This window comes from Rhodococcus sp. SJ-2, assembly GCF_053750035.1.
Window position 1 is genome coordinate 3,997,178 of sequence record NZ_CM132340.1, and the last position, 16,878, is coordinate 4,014,055.

16 protein-coding genes are annotated in these 16,878 nt (G+C 65.1%); 13 read left to right on the forward strand and 3 right to left on the reverse strand.

Annotation, left to right across the window (positions count from 1 at the left end; translation table 11 throughout):
* Window positions 1-4 precede the first annotated feature (4 nt).
* On the reverse strand, window positions 5-994 hold the full coding sequence (gene mreB / locus ACSYG9_RS18720) for a rod shape-determining protein MreB (protein ID WP_454839492.1): 990 nt from the start codon (window positions 992-994) through the stop codon (window positions 5-7).
* Between the two features lie 1,273 nt (window positions 995-2,267).
* Between mreB and ACSYG9_RS18725 the strand changes: the two genes are divergently transcribed.
* The 10 genes from ACSYG9_RS18725 to ACSYG9_RS18770 all read left to right on the forward strand — a co-directional run bounded on the left by ACSYG9_RS18725 (window position 2,268) and on the right by ACSYG9_RS18770 (window position 9,666).
* Window positions 2,268-2,441 carry an excalibur calcium-binding domain-containing protein gene (locus ACSYG9_RS18725; RefSeq protein ID WP_454839493.1) on the forward strand — a complete coding sequence of 58 codons (174 nt, stop codon included), beginning with the start codon at window positions 2,268-2,270 and terminating at the stop codon, window positions 2,439-2,441.
* A gap of 66 nt (window positions 2,442-2,507) precedes the next feature.
* Window positions 2,508-3,626, forward strand: coding sequence for a hypothetical protein (locus ACSYG9_RS18730; protein ID WP_454839495.1), 1,119 nt, complete (start codon window positions 2,508-2,510; stop codon window positions 3,624-3,626).
* Window positions 3,627-4,211: 585 nt separating this feature from the next.
* Window positions 4,212-4,412, forward strand: coding sequence for a hypothetical protein (locus ACSYG9_RS18735; protein ID WP_454839497.1), 201 nt, complete (start codon window positions 4,212-4,214; stop codon window positions 4,410-4,412).
* A gap of 221 nt (window positions 4,413-4,633) precedes the next feature.
* Window positions 4,634-5,059, forward strand: coding sequence for a DUF6389 family protein (locus ACSYG9_RS18740; RefSeq protein WP_454839498.1), 426 nt, complete (start codon window positions 4,634-4,636; stop codon window positions 5,057-5,059).
* A 243-nt stretch (window positions 5,060-5,302) separates the two neighbouring features.
* Entirely contained in the window at window positions 5,303-5,941 is a 639-nt protein-coding gene (locus ACSYG9_RS18745) for a DUF1016 N-terminal domain-containing protein (protein WP_454839500.1), read from the forward strand.
* A 218-nt stretch (window positions 5,942-6,159) separates the two neighbouring features.
* Window positions 6,160-6,663, forward strand: coding sequence for a hypothetical protein (locus ACSYG9_RS18750; RefSeq protein WP_454839501.1), 504 nt, complete (start codon window positions 6,160-6,162; stop codon window positions 6,661-6,663).
* Window positions 6,664-6,705: 42 nt separating this feature from the next.
* Entirely contained in the window at window positions 6,706-7,140 is a 435-nt protein-coding gene (locus ACSYG9_RS18755) for a hypothetical protein (protein WP_454839502.1), read from the forward strand.
* A gap of 86 nt (window positions 7,141-7,226) precedes the next feature.
* Complete coding sequence (locus tag ACSYG9_RS18760; protein WP_454839503.1) at window positions 7,227-7,583, forward strand: amino acid permease; 357 nt, start codon at window positions 7,227-7,229, stop codon at window positions 7,581-7,583.
* A 93-nt stretch (window positions 7,584-7,676) separates the two neighbouring features.
* Window positions 7,677-8,585, forward strand: a complete 909-nt coding sequence (locus tag ACSYG9_RS18765) for an RNA-guided endonuclease InsQ/TnpB family protein (protein WP_454839504.1) — start codon at window positions 7,677-7,679, stop codon at window positions 8,583-8,585.
* 151 nt (window positions 8,586-8,736) lie between these two features.
* Complete coding sequence (locus tag ACSYG9_RS18770; protein WP_454839505.1) at window positions 8,737-9,666, forward strand: hypothetical protein; 930 nt, start codon at window positions 8,737-8,739, stop codon at window positions 9,664-9,666.
* A gap of 260 nt (window positions 9,667-9,926) precedes the next feature.
* Here the strand turns inward: ACSYG9_RS18770 and ACSYG9_RS18775 are convergent, their stop codons facing one another.
* On the reverse strand, window positions 9,927-11,072 hold the full coding sequence (locus ACSYG9_RS18775; protein ID WP_454839507.1) for a PucR family transcriptional regulator: 1,146 nt from the start codon (window positions 11,070-11,072) through the stop codon (window positions 9,927-9,929).
* A 120-nt stretch (window positions 11,073-11,192) separates the two neighbouring features.
* Here ACSYG9_RS18775 and ACSYG9_RS18780 point away from each other — a divergent pair, with 120 nt between their 5' ends.
* From ACSYG9_RS18780 to ACSYG9_RS18790, 3 genes are read left to right on the forward strand one after another with little or no spacing between them, the layout of a single operon-like run.
* Window positions 11,193-12,827: a class I adenylate-forming enzyme family protein gene (locus ACSYG9_RS18780; RefSeq protein ID WP_454839508.1), complete on the forward strand. Its 1,635-nt coding sequence runs from the start codon at window positions 11,193-11,195 to the stop codon at window positions 12,825-12,827.
* Window positions 12,824-14,182: an MFS transporter gene (locus ACSYG9_RS18785; protein WP_454839509.1), complete on the forward strand. Its 1,359-nt coding sequence runs from the start codon at window positions 12,824-12,826 to the stop codon at window positions 14,180-14,182. The genes ACSYG9_RS18780 and ACSYG9_RS18785 overlap by 4 nt, the downstream gene beginning before the upstream one ends.
* Window positions 14,179-15,378, forward strand: coding sequence for a thiolase domain-containing protein (locus tag ACSYG9_RS18790; protein WP_454839510.1), 1,200 nt, complete (start codon window positions 14,179-14,181; stop codon window positions 15,376-15,378). Before ACSYG9_RS18785 ends, ACSYG9_RS18790 begins: the two co-directional genes overlap by 4 nt.
* 483 nt (window positions 15,379-15,861) lie before the next feature.
* On the opposite strand, the gene pip is transcribed toward ACSYG9_RS18790, so the two are convergent.
* Window positions 15,862-16,836: a prolyl aminopeptidase gene (gene pip / locus ACSYG9_RS18795; protein WP_454842999.1), complete on the reverse strand. Its 975-nt coding sequence runs from the start codon at window positions 16,834-16,836 to the stop codon at window positions 15,862-15,864.
* Window positions 16,837-16,878: the final 42 nt, after the last annotated feature.

The window sequence follows — 16,878 nt, forward strand, 5'->3', positions numbered from 1 at the left end:
GTGGTCAGGCGGCGTACGCGGCAATCACCTCTCGCTGCGCCATGCACGCGGTTGCGCCTTCGGCAACGCAGGTGAGTGGTCGCTCGGCCGTCTTCACCGGCAGGCCGAAAGCCTCTTCGAGCAGTTGCGGCACGCCGCGCAACATCGACCCTCCGCCGATCGCCAGAATGCCTTCGGACATGACGTCGCTGATTGCGCGCGGTGGCAGGTCGTCCAGGCAGGTCGACAGCGTCTGCACGATGCTCGTCGTGGTGGGCCGGATGGCGTCCATGACCTCTTCGGTCTCCAACGTGACGAGACGCGCTCGTCCGGTCGCGGCGTCGCGGCCCTCCACGACCAGCGACCGTTCGTCGGCGGTGTCGGGCGCGCCCAGCTTGGCGCGCTCGGCGGTGAGTTCGCCGACGACGATCTTGTGTTCCGCGCGCAGGTACCGGAGTATCGCGCTGGTCAGATCATCTCCGGCGATCCGACAACTGCGGTGGGAGAGGATGCCGCCGTAGCAGAGGGCGGTGACTTCCGAAGTGCCACCGCCGATGTCGACGACCAGGTGCGCTCGCGGTTCGAGCGGGTCGATCCCGCAGCCGAGGGCACCCGCAACCGGTCCGGGTATCAACCCGACCTTCCGGAGACCGGCCTCATGTCCGACCTCGAGCAGTGCCTGACGCTCGAGTGGCGTGGCGCTCACAGGAGCCGCGATGACGGCCGTCGGACGAATGCCGTAGCGGTGGCGCGGGGCGACCTGGGCGAGGACGGCCGTGACGAATGTCCGTGCAGTCTCCAGGTCGACGATCACCCCGTCGCATATCGGACGGACCGGCTCGATCCCGGGCGGCGTGCGGTCGAGGAGGTTGCTCGCGTCCCGCCCGATCGCGAGCGCTCGGCGTCGTTCCTTCGCCCGGACCATCATCAGCGACGGCTCGTTCAGGACAATGCCTTCGTCGGGGATTCCGACGACGGTGTTGGCTGTTCCGAGATCGATACCGAATCCACGCACGTCGGGCCTCCGGGGAAGATTCCAGCAGGGGTGTTTCAGATGATGTGTACAGAGGCGTTGGGGAATTGTGGTGTAACAAAGCTACCGCTGTCGATTGGCTTCAGAGCGATGTTTGCCGGAATGATATTCACGTTGCTCTCCGAGTGCTCGGAAGGTGACCGGGTCGTGACCTTCGCTCACGGCCCGGGGGACGGCGAATTGTCGTCTCAGGCATGAATTGTATTGCCCTGCAATGCGAACAAACAATGTTCGATCATATCGACGCGGCGCTTCGGCGTGGGTGTAATGATCCTCGCGTTCCGACCGACAGAACAATCAGCGCGAATGCGCTTCTCGCAGTTTCGATCTTGAAGTAGGACGGCGGCGCATCACGGCCGAGAGCATCACACCTTCAGAAGTCAAGGCCATCGCGGAACGACATCTGAAGTCGCTCGGCTTCGTCCTCACCCCCGGCTCGGGGCCGGGTCGCATGCTTATCCGGGCGCCCGGAGTCGTCGCGAAGGTGACTCTCCGCGCCGCTCCCGTCAGCCGGTCGGAGCTGGTGAAGTTCTACGGCGATCCAAGTTCGAGCCGGTCCGGCACGCGGATCTATTACGCCATCAACGGCTATGGTCCGACGGCCATCGACTATGCGAACGCTCACCGAATCCAGTTGGTCGATATCGATCCTGCCGGACGAGTCAATCTGCGCAACGACGTCGGGCTCCGAGCTTCCGGATCCACAGTGCCGGTTCAGCCACCGGCGTTCGAGAAGAGCGCCGATACGAAGACCGAATGGTCGTCGGACCCGGTCGGTAAGGCAACGGAGATCTGGAAGAGTCCACAGGCCGTGGAGACGCGGAAGCTTCTCCGGGCGGCGGGCAGGTCGTTGCGCTCCCGATTTTCCTCGACAGGGACAGGGGCCGCTGACGTCGTAGCCGAACGTAAATTGCCGTCAACGCCTGCGAACCGGCGCGCAAACCGAGGACTAGTGCTTGCCGGCGTTGCGATGGCCGCTGTCGTCGGTGGTGGTGTAGTGGTCTCGGCGCTCGGTTCGGATCATGAACCTGGGGTCGCGCCGGTGACCGTGGTCTCCACGACACCAGCACATACAGTGTCGAGGGCAACGAGTGAGAATCCGACAACTCGTGAGATTGTGCAACCTCCGTCGGAGACCAGTTCGTCGAGCGTCCCGACAACCACGGAGTAGACGCCACCGCCTCCCGTATACACCCCACCGCCTCCCGTATACACCCCACCGCCGCCAGAGACGACGTACGAACCGCCGCCGCCCGTGTACACCACTGAGTACACCCCGCCACCTGCACCTCAGGAGCGGCCGAGCGCCTACTACAAGAACTGTGAGGCGGCGCGCGCTGCCGGCGCGGCGCCGCTCAATCGAGAATCGCCGGGATATCGATCCGAATTGGATCGCGACGACGACGGCATCGCATGCGAGTGGAGCTGATGGCCGCTGCTGGGAACTGCGGTGTGACCGCTCTGGACGCGGTCGTCCGGTGATCTACTGGTCGGCATGACGGCAGACGCACTGTTGACAGGCCCTCGCGGCCGTAGGTTGTTCTTGGAATTTGCGCGGGAAGCCGACCGTGCCGCGCAGCAGAATTACGACCGGAGTTCTTTCAACTCCGCAGTCTTCTACGCCGCACATAACCTCGACCCCAACCCGGGAACCATCTTCGGGCCCGGCGCGGACGAACCGCTACCCGATGTCTCGCCGGAGGAGGTTGCCCACCGGCTCGCGACAGTGCGTCTGCCTGACGTGACCGCAGCTGCCTTGCGGTCGGCGCTCGGGATGGCGGTGGACCACGCCCGCTACTGGCAGGAACCCGACGGGGAGGACGTCCTCGCCGCTGCAGCTCCCATGCGACGAGAACTGCGACGCGTCGCCGACCACATTGTGCAGTCGCGTTACGTCGACTGGTGGCCGGACGAGGTCGCTCGCAACGACCAGTGGTCGGTGGGCTGGGCCGACACTGCTGAATCGACGCCGCAGGAGCCCCGCGAACAAGCGCCGCTTACCGAGCGCCTGGCGAAGTGCCGCGACCGCGTCGTCGAGCAGGAAGCGAAAGCGGAGCGTGATCGCCCGCGAGACCCGAAGGCGAACTTCTCGGGTGAGTGGTGGTCTTTTCCATGGGAGGCGCGGTGTTCGGCGCGGTCGCTCGACGATGGGCTGCCGGCAGGCATCCTGTTCGTCGAAGACAGCATGGGATGGAAGCAGGCTTTCGCTCGACGCATGCGAGTGTCCGCGGGCATAGAGGTGCTCGAAATCGACGGCGCCGATGCGTGGGCCGATCTGTGCCGTCGATACCCCTTGGAGGTGACGGCGCAGAAACGTCACGACTGGTATCGGACCACCGGGCGCGACGGACGTTGGGTGATGCCCGATTGGAGTCGCGTCGCCGAGGCGTACGGGGGAGTGCACCTCACGGTGAGAGGATATCTCGCCGCGGCGGGAACAGCGATCTGCGTCGACGACGACACCGCGAGCGTGATCGCCGGGTGGGCACCCGACGAGACCCACTGGCTCACCGATTCCGTTCGCCCCGACGACGACGTGGTCGAGTGGGTGCTCGCCGACGACCGCGAGCACTGGCGGCGAAAGACCACTCGTGCAGGGGATGCCGGACCGTAGTGGAGAACTGGCTCATGGGACGGGGTGACTTCCCCTCGGGGGCGGGACGCCACGGGCGTACCACCCGATTTCCGTTGGGTACTACCGCAACGTTCGGTGGGTACAAAGATCTCAATACTTCCGCTGAAGGGCCCATCTGCCGACGTCGGAGAGTCAGCGGTGCCCGAGCGCTGTGAGTTGTCTGCTTACTGCTGGTAACCCCGCGAAATGCGCAGAAACCCCCGTCACCAGGGGCGGAACAGCCGACCATGCCCTGTCGACGCGATCGTCGACAATGTGTACGAACGTGCCGAAATTGCCTCTCACCAGCACAAACCTGGCGTTCTGCCTGGGTGGACCCGGTCGCGTGTGTGATGTAGAACTAGCTCGTGGGTAAACGGTTGTGATACTTCGCAATAAAAACCGTTGGCGATAGACATACCGCCGCACCTCACACCCACAGCTCCCAGGAGGAGCCGGACAACCACCGATCCGGCTGGAGTTTCGAAAGGGCCGAGGAACATGCCGCTGCCGATGTCGCCGACCGACTCGATGTATCCGCATGGGGAACCGCGGCGCCTCGGCAAAGGGGCTCAAAGTCCTGTGATGCCCGAGTCTCGGATGGATTCCCGCACGAACGACTCCGAGCTGTCGGAGTCCCGATTCCGGTCGCACACGGCCATCGCGCTCGGTTCCGGGGTGCCTGCCGGCGCACCTGTGCTGGCGCTGACCGGCTCCCTTGCCTTGGGTGCGTTGGTCGCTGTGCTCGCCGTTGTCTGTGTCGGTGTCGCCGCCCTCGTCATCTGAGCGGCGCGCGCAAGGATACTCCTTCGCGGCGCCGTGAAGACCTGCCCGCACGCTTGCCGTGCTGGCCACCGGACTCGCCGGGACCGTAGCGCTGCAGGGGGCGCCACGGTCCCGGCGTCATTACCTGCGCCGCAGCCACTTTCGTATGAGGCGGGAGGCGAGGGCGTTCTCCGATATCGAGGTCTCCTGAGCTGTGCCTGACCGGCGGATATTCTGACCGCGTGGACACAGGCGATTACGAGGCCGCGGTGCGGCGGATTCTCACGACGGCCTCGAGCGAGGTTGCCGACCGGCTCATCGGGTTCCTCGCCGCGGCGCGCGCAGACGGTGCCGACATCGAGGGCATCACCATCGAGGTTTTTGTCGACCAGGACGGCGAGGGGCCGTTCGACGTCTGGGCCCGCTTCGACGGGCGTGATGCCTTCCTGCTCGATCGCCGCTTCGACGAGGAGCGTCGGCTCTTCGGTGTGGAATGGGGCGAGCTCGGGTGGGAGCCTGCGGTGCCGTCGCGGCCATTCGGTTGGACGCGCGACGATCTCGAGGCCGTGGTCGTGGAGGTCGTGACGCGGTGGATCGAACCGCTGATTCCCGCCGAATCGCCCGACGGGTTCTGGTCGGTCGGGTCTCCCGAGGGGGCCTGTGGGTGAACGTGCCGCGGTCAGAGGGCCTGCCCGCATGATGCAGCCTGAGTTCGTGATCTACGACGGGCTCCCTGTTGCCTCGGGAGGTGCGCACGCATTGCCTAGCGCGTCGTACCCCGTGGCGAATCTGTCCGGGCTCGAACTGAAGTCTGTCCCGGTCACCCCGGGGGCGAGCTCCGTGGCCGTCATGGGCGTACCGCTCAATTCAGGGATGCCCGACGGGTCAGACATGGATGCAATGCTCCAGGTATGGCAGAGCTCGAACCCACGGACTACGCCGCGACGCTCGAGGAACTCAAGCGCCGCATACACCAGGCGCGGTACCAGGCACAGCGGAAGGTCAATACCGAACTGATCCGCCTCTACTGGCAGATCGGCCACACGATCTTGGAACGCCAGCAGACCGAGCGTTGGGGAACCAAGGTGCTGTCCCGGCTCGCCGCGGACCTACGCGCAGAGTTCCCCACCATGAAGGGCTTCTCGCGAGCGAACCTGTTCTACATGCGGCGTTTTGCCGAGGCATGGCCCGACGAAGACGCAATTGTCCAACGACCCGTTGGACAATTGCCGTGGGGTCACATCGCCGAACTTCTCGACAAGCTCGACGACCAGGATCTGCGTGAGTGGTACGCCGCTCAGGACGCCGATCACGGGTGGTCGCGTTCCGTGCTCGCTCATCAGATCACCACGCGTCTCCACGGCCGGCAGGGTGCTGCACCTTCGAACTTCGGTGCCGCGCTCGAGCAGCGGGACTCCGAGCTGGCGCAGCAGCTCACCAAGGATCCGTTCACGCTGGAATTCCTTGCGATCGACAGCGATGCGAGCGAGCGGGAGCTCGAGGACCGTCTGGTTGTGCGGATCATCGACACGCTGCGCGATACGATCTGACGGCATCCGCCCAAGCTGCTCTCCCAGCAGAAGAAGCCCTTACCCGTGTCGCTCTCGAAGTCGCCTCCCGGCCTCGCCAATGAGGTTGCCAAGGGCAGGGTGCCGCACGCCGAGCCGATCAGGATCCCGTCTCCACTGACCGGTGCGGCCGAGCACCGACGGCGTCCCGGTACTGTGCACCTATGCCGGAAGCTCGCCCACACTGGTCCGATGACGTCGTGGACTTGTCTACGGGGCACATAGATTTCGCCGCGTTCGAATCGTTTCTGTTCGCCGACGGCGGGGGATACCCGCCGTCCTATCGAGACTTCATCCGGCGGTACGGCTGGGCGCGGACCTTCGGTCTCTGGCTGATCTATCCGCCGGTGTTTCCGGGCTACGCGGACGGACGTGGGCGCGCAGAGGTACTCACCGAGCGGTTTCGTGACAGTTACAGGGTCGGTCGCGTCGAGGAGTTCGACTGGATGATCGAACCGGACGGCGACTGGGCACTTATCGAGGCGCTGCATGTATTCGGATGGAGCGAGAACGGCGACGCACTGCTCTGGGACACGTCAGCTCGTCGCGCGGACGGCGAGTTCCCAGTGTGGGAATCGCGCGGGTTAAATTCGCTGCACCTGCTCGGGCCGACTCTTTCGGACGCGCTGTCGGCGATCCGGGATACGCGATTCGGCTCAGAGTCGCGAGCCGACATCGAACCACTGCCTCCGGTGCGTTTGTAAGCGAATCCCGCGGTCGCCGCGGCCTCTGCCAGGATGGGTCGTATGGGCGTCATCAACACGTACTTCACCGCACCGGACGACGAGACTGCGGCTGCCACTGTCGACGACGGGCCCGCCCTGTCGCACGCGCCCGTACTCGATGCGGTCGAGGCGACTGTTCAGGCAGGCACGTTGATGGCTCTGCTCTCCGGTGAACCCTCCGACCGGATCATTGGGGATCGGACCTGGGCCCGGCTGATCAGCGATCCGGATCATGAAGCGGCGTGGATTGTTTCGATGCCGGACGCTTTCACCATCGCGCTTGCGGCGGCGACCGATGAGCGCCTCGCGGAGGTTGTCGGACCGTGGTCGGAGACCGAGGAGTTCTGGGGCGCGGGGGATCCCGCTCAGTTGCTGCCGATGCTCCGCGACTGGCGCGCGCTCGCGCAGACTGCGCGTCAGCGGGGTGAGGGCATGTACTGCTGGATGGCCCTTTGACCACTACGCCGACTCGTGGGTCTGCAACGGGTCGTCGTGCGCATTGTCCCGGCCTTCCAGATGGAAGAGCCGTAGTCTCCGAAACCATGGCGTGGTTGGTGCTGTGCGTTCTTGGAGCTGTGGGTTTGACGGCGGGCATCGTCGTGCCGCGGCGAGCTCAGCTGGGGCCCGCTTCAGGGGTTCCCTGGTTCTGGGTGGCATTTCCCGCGACGTGCATTCTCGTCGCGGCCGCGATAGCCGTCTTCGCATGGCCTCAGGTGCTGACCGGCTCGGGGAGTTACTGGTGGGAACCTCCCACTGTGAATCGGCCGGGCTTGCAGTTCTTGTCGAGCGAGCAGTACCAGCGATTCGTGATGCTGAGCCGGTGGAGATGGGTCCTATCGGTGGCGTCACTCGCGGGAATCGGTTTGTGTGTATGGGCGTGGCGTCGGCGTCGTGTCTGACCGCACTATCTTCGGCGCAAGCCCGTTCGTTCACGGCCGGGACAGCCGATCTGTCGAGCGGTGTGTGTCGGTGGTCGCTTGTATGGTGCGGGCGTGCAACTCCGATACCGCTATCGCGTGTATCCGACGCCCGGCCAGCAGACCATGCTGGCCCGGTCGTTCGGATGCGCACGGGTGGTGTTCAACGATGCGTTGCGCGCCCGGCAGGACGCGCACGCGGCCGGGGTGAAGATCTCTGACACCGCTGTACAGAAACGGGTCATCACCGAAGCGAAGAAGACTCCGCAGCGGGTGTGGCTTTCCGAGGTGTCGTCGGTGGTGTTGGTCCAGGCCTGTCAGGACGCGGCGGGCCGATACTTCGCCTCGTTCGTAGTCGAGACCACCGACGAGCCACTGCCGGAACTCGACACCGAGATCGGCATCGACCTGGGACTCGACACGTTCGCGGTCGCCTCGGACGGCACGGTCATCGCTTCCCCGAAATTCTTCCGCCGCGCCGAACGACGCCTCCGCAAAGCGCAGCAGAACCTGTCCCGCACACAGAAAGGCGGCAACAACCGGGCCAAGGCCCGCATCAAGGTCGCCAAGGCACACGCGAAAGTCGCCGACACCCGCAAAGACTGGGTACACAAACACTCCACGACGCTGATCCGCGAGAACCAAGCGATCTACGTCGAGGACCTGTGTATCACCGGGCTGGCGCGGACCCGGCTGGCGAAATCGGTGCACGACGCCGGGTGGGGCATGTTCACCCGGATGCTCGAAGAGAAAGCCGCCCGGTACGGGCGCACCTTCCACAAGATCGACCGATGGTTCCCCTCGAGCCAGATGTGCTCGACGTGTGGACGGGTCGACGGGAAGAAACTGTTGTCGGTGCGGGAATGGACTTGCCCCTGTGGGGCTGTCCTCAACCGCGACCTCAACGCCGCCGTCAACATCCTCGCCGCCGGACGGGTGGAGAGGCAAAACGCCTGCGGAGAGACGGTAAGCCTCCCCGCCTAGAGGGGAGCACGACTCGATGAAACAGGAACCCACCGGAGCGGTACACCGTGCCGCAGGAGGAATTCTGGTCGTTCACGGCCGGGAGGACTTCAACCTGCCATCGTTGTCGGAGCTGGATAGGCTCCCAGAGAGCGTGCGAAACGGAGGCGCGATGTCCACGGACCGCTGGCCAGGTGTGCGGGTAGCGGCGACCTTGATCGTCGCGGTCGCGTTGACCGGAGGTTGTGCGAGCGACTCGTCACCACCGTACTCGCAGCAGGAACGAGCAGCCGACGGCAGCGTCTTCTACTACGAAGACGAGGGGACACCCGCCGGGTCCGGCTACACCTACGCTCAGACCCACGGTGTGTACACCTATCACGTCAAGCTCGACTGGGACCGCGAGGTCGACTTCGTGCACATGTTCGATTCACGGGTCGAAACCTGGATTCCCGATCGCTATTCCGATCAGTGGCTTCATCGCAACACCGTCAGCGGCCCCACCGAGTGGATCCTGGGTACGCCCGAACAGATGGCAGCACAGGGCATCGAGCCGCAATCTGCAGACTTCCGCGAGCTACGTGCTCGATGTGGCGACATGGCCGCAGAAACGGATCGGCGAGAGCAATGCACCGCGCCACCTGATTGGGTCCGTCCTTCGCGCTTGTTCCTCGCCTCTCTGCCCACTGATCCACACTCGCTGCACGAGCGTCTCGTCGCCGACAGCAGCTACGCCCCGAACCGGGCCAGTGACATCCTCGCGCAGGTGGCAGCCGTGTTGAGAACCGGTGTAGTGCCCGACGAGGTGCGCGCCAATCTGCTCGCTGCTCTACAGGTCGATCCCGGGATCACCGTCACCGATGGGGTGCCGAACTTCGATGGTGTTCCAGGTCGCGCGTACACCGCGACCGACGACTACGGGTATGTCAATGATCTGATAACCGATCCCGTTACCAGCGAACTTATCGGGGAGCGCGGCACCATCACGACGGGAATGCGACGACCCGACGGTGTGGTCAACATGCTCGCGCCGGGCACTCTGCTCAGTCACACGGCGACGAGCTACGGATGGGCTGAGCATCTCGGGGACGTGCCTGCGTGATCAGAACCGGACGTGAGAACCGTCTTGGATGATGCTCAGGTCCTCGACCGGGCGATGTCATCTCGGCGAGGATGGGGTCGTTGCTACCCAATGGTGAGTGACGAGGCGTGCACACATCATTCGGAATGTTGTGCGCAAGTCAGTCCAATGGCCCCACAGTGCAACGAGTTGCCGTCAGAGACAACGAAGGTGTCCTGAGTCGTACGGTTCGAGCACTTGGAACAGCTGAACAGTCGAACGCGCGCCCCGGAGCGTCTCGCTCATGCGTCGATACTGCCCCCACTCTGGCGGGCAGCAAGAACCCAACTGAGTTCGACGACGGTATCAGTCGAGTCGAGAGAACATGAGGTCAGCTCTTCGAAGCGAGCGAGCCGGTGACGCAGTGTGTTCTGGTGGATGACGAGTGCCTCGGCCGTCGCGCGCACGACTCGGTCGTGTTCGAGGTGGGCCTGCACGGTGTCGAGCAGGATCGCGCCGAAATCACCCTCTCCTGCAAGAGGTTCGACGTAGCGCTGTCGGAGCAACTGCGTGGCCAGCGGAGCTCCGGGGATGCCCAGTCGCCACGACATCGTGCTGGGGTCGTGCAGGCCCGGTATTCCACCGGGTACGAGCGTGAGGATCTGTTCTGCCACGGCGGCGGATGCACCGACCTCATGCAGTGGGGCAGAGGGTCCCACGGCAAGCACCCCGCGGTCCGCGATCTCGCGTGGCACGCGGGTGACCAAGGCGGCGGTGCGTCCGGATACCTCCGCCACCAGGGCTGCGCCGCCGGGTGTCGATCCGTACCTGCTCATGTCTGCGGTCCACCGCTCCCGGCTGCTCGATGTCGGGTGCCCGAAGACGACGTAGTGCTCGCGGCTGGGATCCATGCCGAGGGCGCGTACCCGGGGGAGCAGAGCAGGGTCGAGGGTTGATCCGGACAAGAGGGACCGGAGCACGTCGGCTTCTTCCACAGATCGACGGACCGCTTCCGAGACGGCGTGCGCCCGGTATTCCTTGACGGCGTCGGCGACGAACCAGTCGCCGACGTCCCACAGGAGCGTCGAGCCGCGCAGTGTCGACTCGGCCGTCAACGAGAGTTCCCGTGCGACTTCGATGAAGCGGTTGTGGATGGCGTTGAGGCTGAGTCGATATGCCCGGATGATGTCTTCGATGGTCATGCCCTGGCTGATCCGCCGACGGGTCGTGTGCCGTGCTTCGCCATCGGGGATATCGCGCGGTGCTCGCCCTTCTTCGAGAGTGAGCATGCCGCGCGCCACATTCAGCCGGGCCGAAGCGATGAGCTCGTTGCGGTCGATGCTCAGGTAGTCGGGGAGTTCGCGGTGGATGTCGTCGGCCGCTTTCTGCGCGATCTGTTCGGCTTCGGCGCGGAGCATCGCGGCGACCGACTCGAGTGTCACCGTCATCGTCGGGTCTCCTTATCTATCCACCGAGGGGCCCTGATTGGAGTTTTCTCCAATCACCTTACAGTCGGGTTGGCCTGTGGACCGTAGCAAAATGTCGGTTCACCACTGAATATGTAGAGCATGACGTGGATCACAAGCGCTGGATCGGCAGCGGCGGTAGTAGTCCGGGATGACGATGCGGGCACACCACTCGGTGGATTGCCGGGTACTTTCGATTCGTTGTGGGCGGCTGCGGTTCGCGGGCACGGCGCCGGAACGTTCCTCGTGTTCCAGGACGAGGACGGCACCGTCACACGCTGGACGTATACCGAGTTCGACGACGTCGTCGCGCGCACTGCGGCTGGTCTGCGTCGTCGTGGCGTCGTCGCCGGCGACGGCATTCACCTGTGCCTTCGTAACTGCCCGGCTTTCGTGGCGCTGTGGCTTGCAGCTGCGCGGGTGGGCGCATGGATCGTTCCGGCCGACCCGAGCGCCTCCGCTAGAGACCTGGACCAGCAGATCGGCCGGACGTCGCCGAAGCTGGGACTCCACTCGTCGGCACGCCGCGACGCCTACCTCGAAGGCGCCGCTGTTCACGGGCTGCCCACGGCGGAGTTGACCGAGACGGCCCGCGACGTCCTGGACTCGGCCGTGGGACTCGTCGACGACGAGGTCGCCACGGGGGAGTGGACTGCACCCGGACCTGCCGACCGACTCGCCATCATGTTCACCTCCGGCACGACATCCCAGCCCAAGGGAGTGGTGTTGACCCAGGCCAACTACTTCCGGGTGGCGACGGCAATGGCCGCCGCGGCCGACCTGCGGGCCGGTGACCGCTGGCTGGTGACTCTGCCGCTCTTCCACGGCAACGCCCAGTACTACTGCTTCGCGTCGGCGATCGCGGTCGGCGCCGGGGTCGGGTTGACTGCCACCTTCTCGGCGAGCGGATGGGTGCGCGACGCGATTGCGCTCGGCGCGACACACGCGAGCCTGTTCGCCGCTCCGATGCGCATGGTCCTGGCCCGTACCCCGGCCGACCAGCTGCCCGCACAACTGCGGCATGTGTGGTTCGCGCAGAGCCTCGGCGCCGAACACCATGAGGAATTCGGCCGACTCGCCGGATGCCTGCCCCGTCAGCTCTACGGCATGACGGAGACGGTGCCGGTAGTGACCTACGACCGCAGCATCCCGCCGGTGTCCGACCTGATCGGCACGCCGCTCGACGGACGAGTCGCCCAGTTGGTGACGCCCGGAACCCTCGATCCGGTTGCAGTCGGTGAGGTCGGGATGATCGCGGTCGCCGGGGTCCGAGGCGACACGCTCTTCGAGGAGTATCTCGACGACCCGGCAACGACGGAACGGACGTTCCGCACCGATGAGAACGGTACGGATTGGATGCTGACCGGCGACCTCGCCGTCGAGACCCCGAACGGCTGGCGTTTCGTCGGACGAGCCGACGACGTCATCAAGGTTGCCGGCGAGAACGTCTCCTTGACCGAGGTCGAGGCGACCGTGGCGCAGGCGCCCGGTGTCCTCGAAGCTGCGGTGCTGGCTCGCCCGGACGAGATCCGGGACCAGGTGCCGGTGGCCTACGTGGTCGCCCGCGACGCGCAGGATCCTCCGAGCGCCGATGAGCTTTCAGCGTGGGCTGCACTCAATCTCACCAGAGCTGCCCGTCCACACGAGTGGACCGTTGTACCCGAACTGCCGCGCACCAGCGTGGGCAAGATCCGCCGCTTCAAGCTGGCCGACACCGAAGGAGCTGTCACACGATGACAACCGCGACTCCCGTCTCAGCGACTCGACGGCGACGTGCCTTCGTCGGCGCCGTCTCCGGTCACCTCATCGAATGGTTCGACTACGGTGTCTACGGATTCCTTGCCGTGACCATGGGGCAACTGTTCTTCGCTTCGCAATCTCCGGCGGTCGCTCTGCTCAGCAGCTTCGCGGTATTCGCCTTGAGCTTCTTCATCCGGCCGCTGGGTGGGATCTTCTTCGGGCCGATGGCCGACCGGATCGGGCGGAAGCAGACACTCATGATCGTCATGGTCCTGATGTCGGGATCGACGTGCCTGATCGGTGTGCTGCCCACATACGCATCGATCGGTATCGCCGCACCGATCCTGTTGATCCTGTTGCGCTGCGTCCAGGGCTTCTCGGCAGGCGGTGAGATTGGCACCGTGACCAGCTTCGTCGCTGAGTACGCCGGTCCGGGACGTCGGGGTTTCTCGACGAGCTGGCTCATGGTGACCGCCGTGCTCGGCCTGATGCTGGGCAGCCTCGTCGCGAACGGTCTGACGGCACTGCTCGGCGAGGACGGCATGGCGGCGTGGGGATGGCGCATCCCGTTCCTCATCGCCGGCCCGCTGGGCCTGATCGCCGCCTACATCCGCCTCAAGCTGGAGGACAGCCCGGAGTTCATGGCACTGCAGGCCGCAGGGGAGCACGAGAAGGCTCCGCTGCGTGAATCGATGCGGTGGAAGCGTTCCCTCGCACTCGTGTTCTGCATCATCGTGTTGCACTCGTCGATCTTCTACCTGGTGCTCACGTTCGCCTCGACCTTCATGACCAACACTCTCGGCTTCAGCAACTCGACCCGATTCTGGTACGTCCTGCTGGCCTGTGCGCTGGCCGCGGCGGTCATGCCGATCGGTGGTGCGTTCACGGATCGCTACGGCCGCAAGCCGTTCCTGCTCGTGGTCGGTGTGCTCGGTACCGCGTCGATGTTCTGGTTCTTCCAGGCTGCACCCGGAGCGACACCCGAATCGTTCCTCCTTCCGCTGCTCGCCACCGCCGTGACGTTCGGTCTGTACGTGTCGTCGACCTACGCGACCATGACCGAGCTGATCCCCACGCGGATCCGGTCCACCGGCATCTCGATCGCCTACAACGTTCCCGTTGCGGTCTTCGGTGGGTGCGCCCCCTTCGTGGCCGCCTGGCTCATCACGAAGACCGACGACATCACCGCGCCGTGGTACTTCTTCGTCGCAACCGGACTGGTGTCGATCGTGGCGCTGCTCGTGCTGCAGCCCAGTGATTTTCGACGCGCTGAAGCCGCCTCGGTCCCCACCGGGCCGGCCTCTGCGGCGAGCGAATCGCAGTCGGTCTCCGCAGTGGAGGTGGCGTCATGATGTCGAGTCGGCTCGGAGCTCGTGAGCAGGAGGTCGTGCTGGCCGGATGGGCACACACGCCGTTCGGCAAACAGGACGCCACGCTCGAACAACTCATCACCACCGTTGCGAACGATGCGATCGCGAGCGCCGGAATCACCGCGGCCGACGTCGACGAGATCGTGCTGGGCACCTTCAATGCGGGCATGCAGCCCCTGGCCTTCGCCTCGTCGCTGGCGCTACAAGCCGACGACAGACTGTGGGGAAAGCCCGTGACGCGCGTCGAGAATGCGTGTGCGTCGGGTGCTGCGGCTGTCCGGACCGGAGTTCACTCGATTCTCGCCGGCGAGGCACGCACCGTGCTGGTCATCGGCGCGGAGAAGATGACCGACGCAGGCGCCGACGTGGTCGGGCGTGCGCTCGTGGGCGCCGACTACGACAGTGCCGGCCAGCCATCGAGCGTCGGCTTCGCGGGATTGTTCGCCGAAGTGGCGCGGGCTTATGGCACGCGGTACGGAGATCCCAGTGATGCGATGGCGCGCATCGCGGCGAAGAACCACGCAAACGGGCTCGCGAACCCGTGGGCGCATCTGCACCGCGACTTCTCGTACGATTTCTGCCGGACCGTGGGGCCCGACAACCCGATGGTCGCGGACCCGCTGCGTCGCACAGACTGTTCACCGGTGTCCGACGGGGCGGCTGCCGTGGTCGTCACCACCGCGGATCGAACGTCGTCGTCCGCCGATACTGCAGGGGTTCGGCTGGCGGGGATGGGACAGGCCAACGACTTTCACCCCGCGAGTAGACGCGACCCCTTGTCCATGCGCGGCTCACACGTCGCATGGCGGACCGCGTTGGAGAGGGCAGGTGTGGCTGCGTCGGACCTGTCCTTCGTAGAACTGCACGACTGCTTCACCATCGCCGAACTCGTCCTCTACGAGGTGCTCGGACTGTCCGAGCCCGGTAAGGGCGGGTGGCAGCTGGCGGAAGGAGCATTCGATCGAGACGGGGCTCTGCCCGTCAACGTGTCGGGTGGCCTGAAGTCCAAGGGTCACCCGGTGGGTGCGACGGGGGTGTCCCAGCTGGTCCTCAGTGCGATGCAACTGACCGGCACGGCAGGAGCCATGCAGCTCCCGGTGGCAGATGTTGCCGCAGTGCACAACATGGGTGGGCTTGCCGTCGCCAACTACGTCCACGTTCTCCGAGCGCGCGACTGACTGAGTTCATTCTGCTCACTCGCTCTACGCGGCGGGAGAGCGACGAGTGCGGCAATGACGGTTGGCCGGAGGTCGTGCGGTGTATGCGTGACATAAGCGTCGACCTGCATGTGTTCCCCCGCTCCGCTCCCGCTACGTTTCCATTCATCCGCGCGCGTCACAGTCGGTGTGTATGGCTGGAAGTTCAGCGGGAACAGCCGGGCAGCGACGTACTCGTCAAAGGACGGTACGTGATCGCTGCCCGGCAGCATCGAGAACAGTTCCGACGCGGCTGAGACTCTTTTCGTACCCCGGTCCGAGCGTGATCTTCTTGCCGGAAGCGGTGTCGAGTTCGACGCCGGAGACAGCGGAGACATAGCCGAATGTCTTCCACGCCGGCTACGAGACGCACGCGTTGCACGAAAATCCGGTGCCACAGTCACAGCGCAACTTGACATGCCTTGGTGCGCAGACCGCGTGTCGTGGTGGGCAGCTGCCATGTCCTCACGCCTCGGTCTGGCCGATGTCGCGTGGGCGACCACCGGCCGTCCCAGCAAAGCTGTTGATCGCTTCGATGAACTCGCTGGTGAAACTGCCGCCGCCATGACCGGCATCGTCGACGACTACGAGACGGCTGCCTTTCCATCGGCGCGACAGTTCCCACGCGGTGTCGAGGGGACCGGAGACGTCATATCGACCGTGGACGAGAGTCGCCGGTATCCCCTCGAGTCGGCCCATGCCGTCCAGAAGTTGGTTCTCGGCGAGGAAGTGGTCATTGCACCAATAGTGAGTGACCAGGCGCACAAACATCATTCGGAAGGTGGGGTCCTGGTAGCGAGGGGAGGGCGTCCACCCGGGAACGAGTGAAGTATGGGTGTCCTCCCACTGGCACCAGCGCAACGCGGCATTCTCACGAACATCGGCATCGGGGTGGGCGAGTAGTTGTGCGTAGGCAGCCGCGAGATTGCCGTCGCGATCGGCCTCCGGAACCGGCTCGACGAACCGTTCCCACTCACGAGGGAAAATGCGCCGCATATCGCGGGTGATCCACTCGACTTCCTTGCGGCTACCGGAGGTGATCGCGCCCAATGCCATCCCGATCACTCGCGCGGGGTGTGTCTGCGCGTATGCCAGTCCGAGGCAGACGCCCCACGATGCCCCGGCCACGACCCATCTCTCGATTCCGAGGTGTTCACGGAGTTTCTCGAGGTCGGCGACGAGGTGGGCGGTGGTGTTCGTGGAGAGATCCGTGTCGGGATCGTCGGCACGGGGCGTGCTGCGCCCGCAGCCACGTTGATCGAGCAGCACCGCGCGGAACACGTCCGGGTCGAAGAATCTACGCATGCCCAGAGTACAGCCGGATCCAGGGCCTCCGTGAAGATAGACGACGGGGACGCCCGACGGAACGCCGATGGTCTCCCAGTACAACGAGTTGCCATCAGAGACAACGAGGTGTCCCGAGTCGTACGGTTCGATCATCGGGAACAGCTCCACATCGGCGAGTCTGTCACGGTCCGGTGT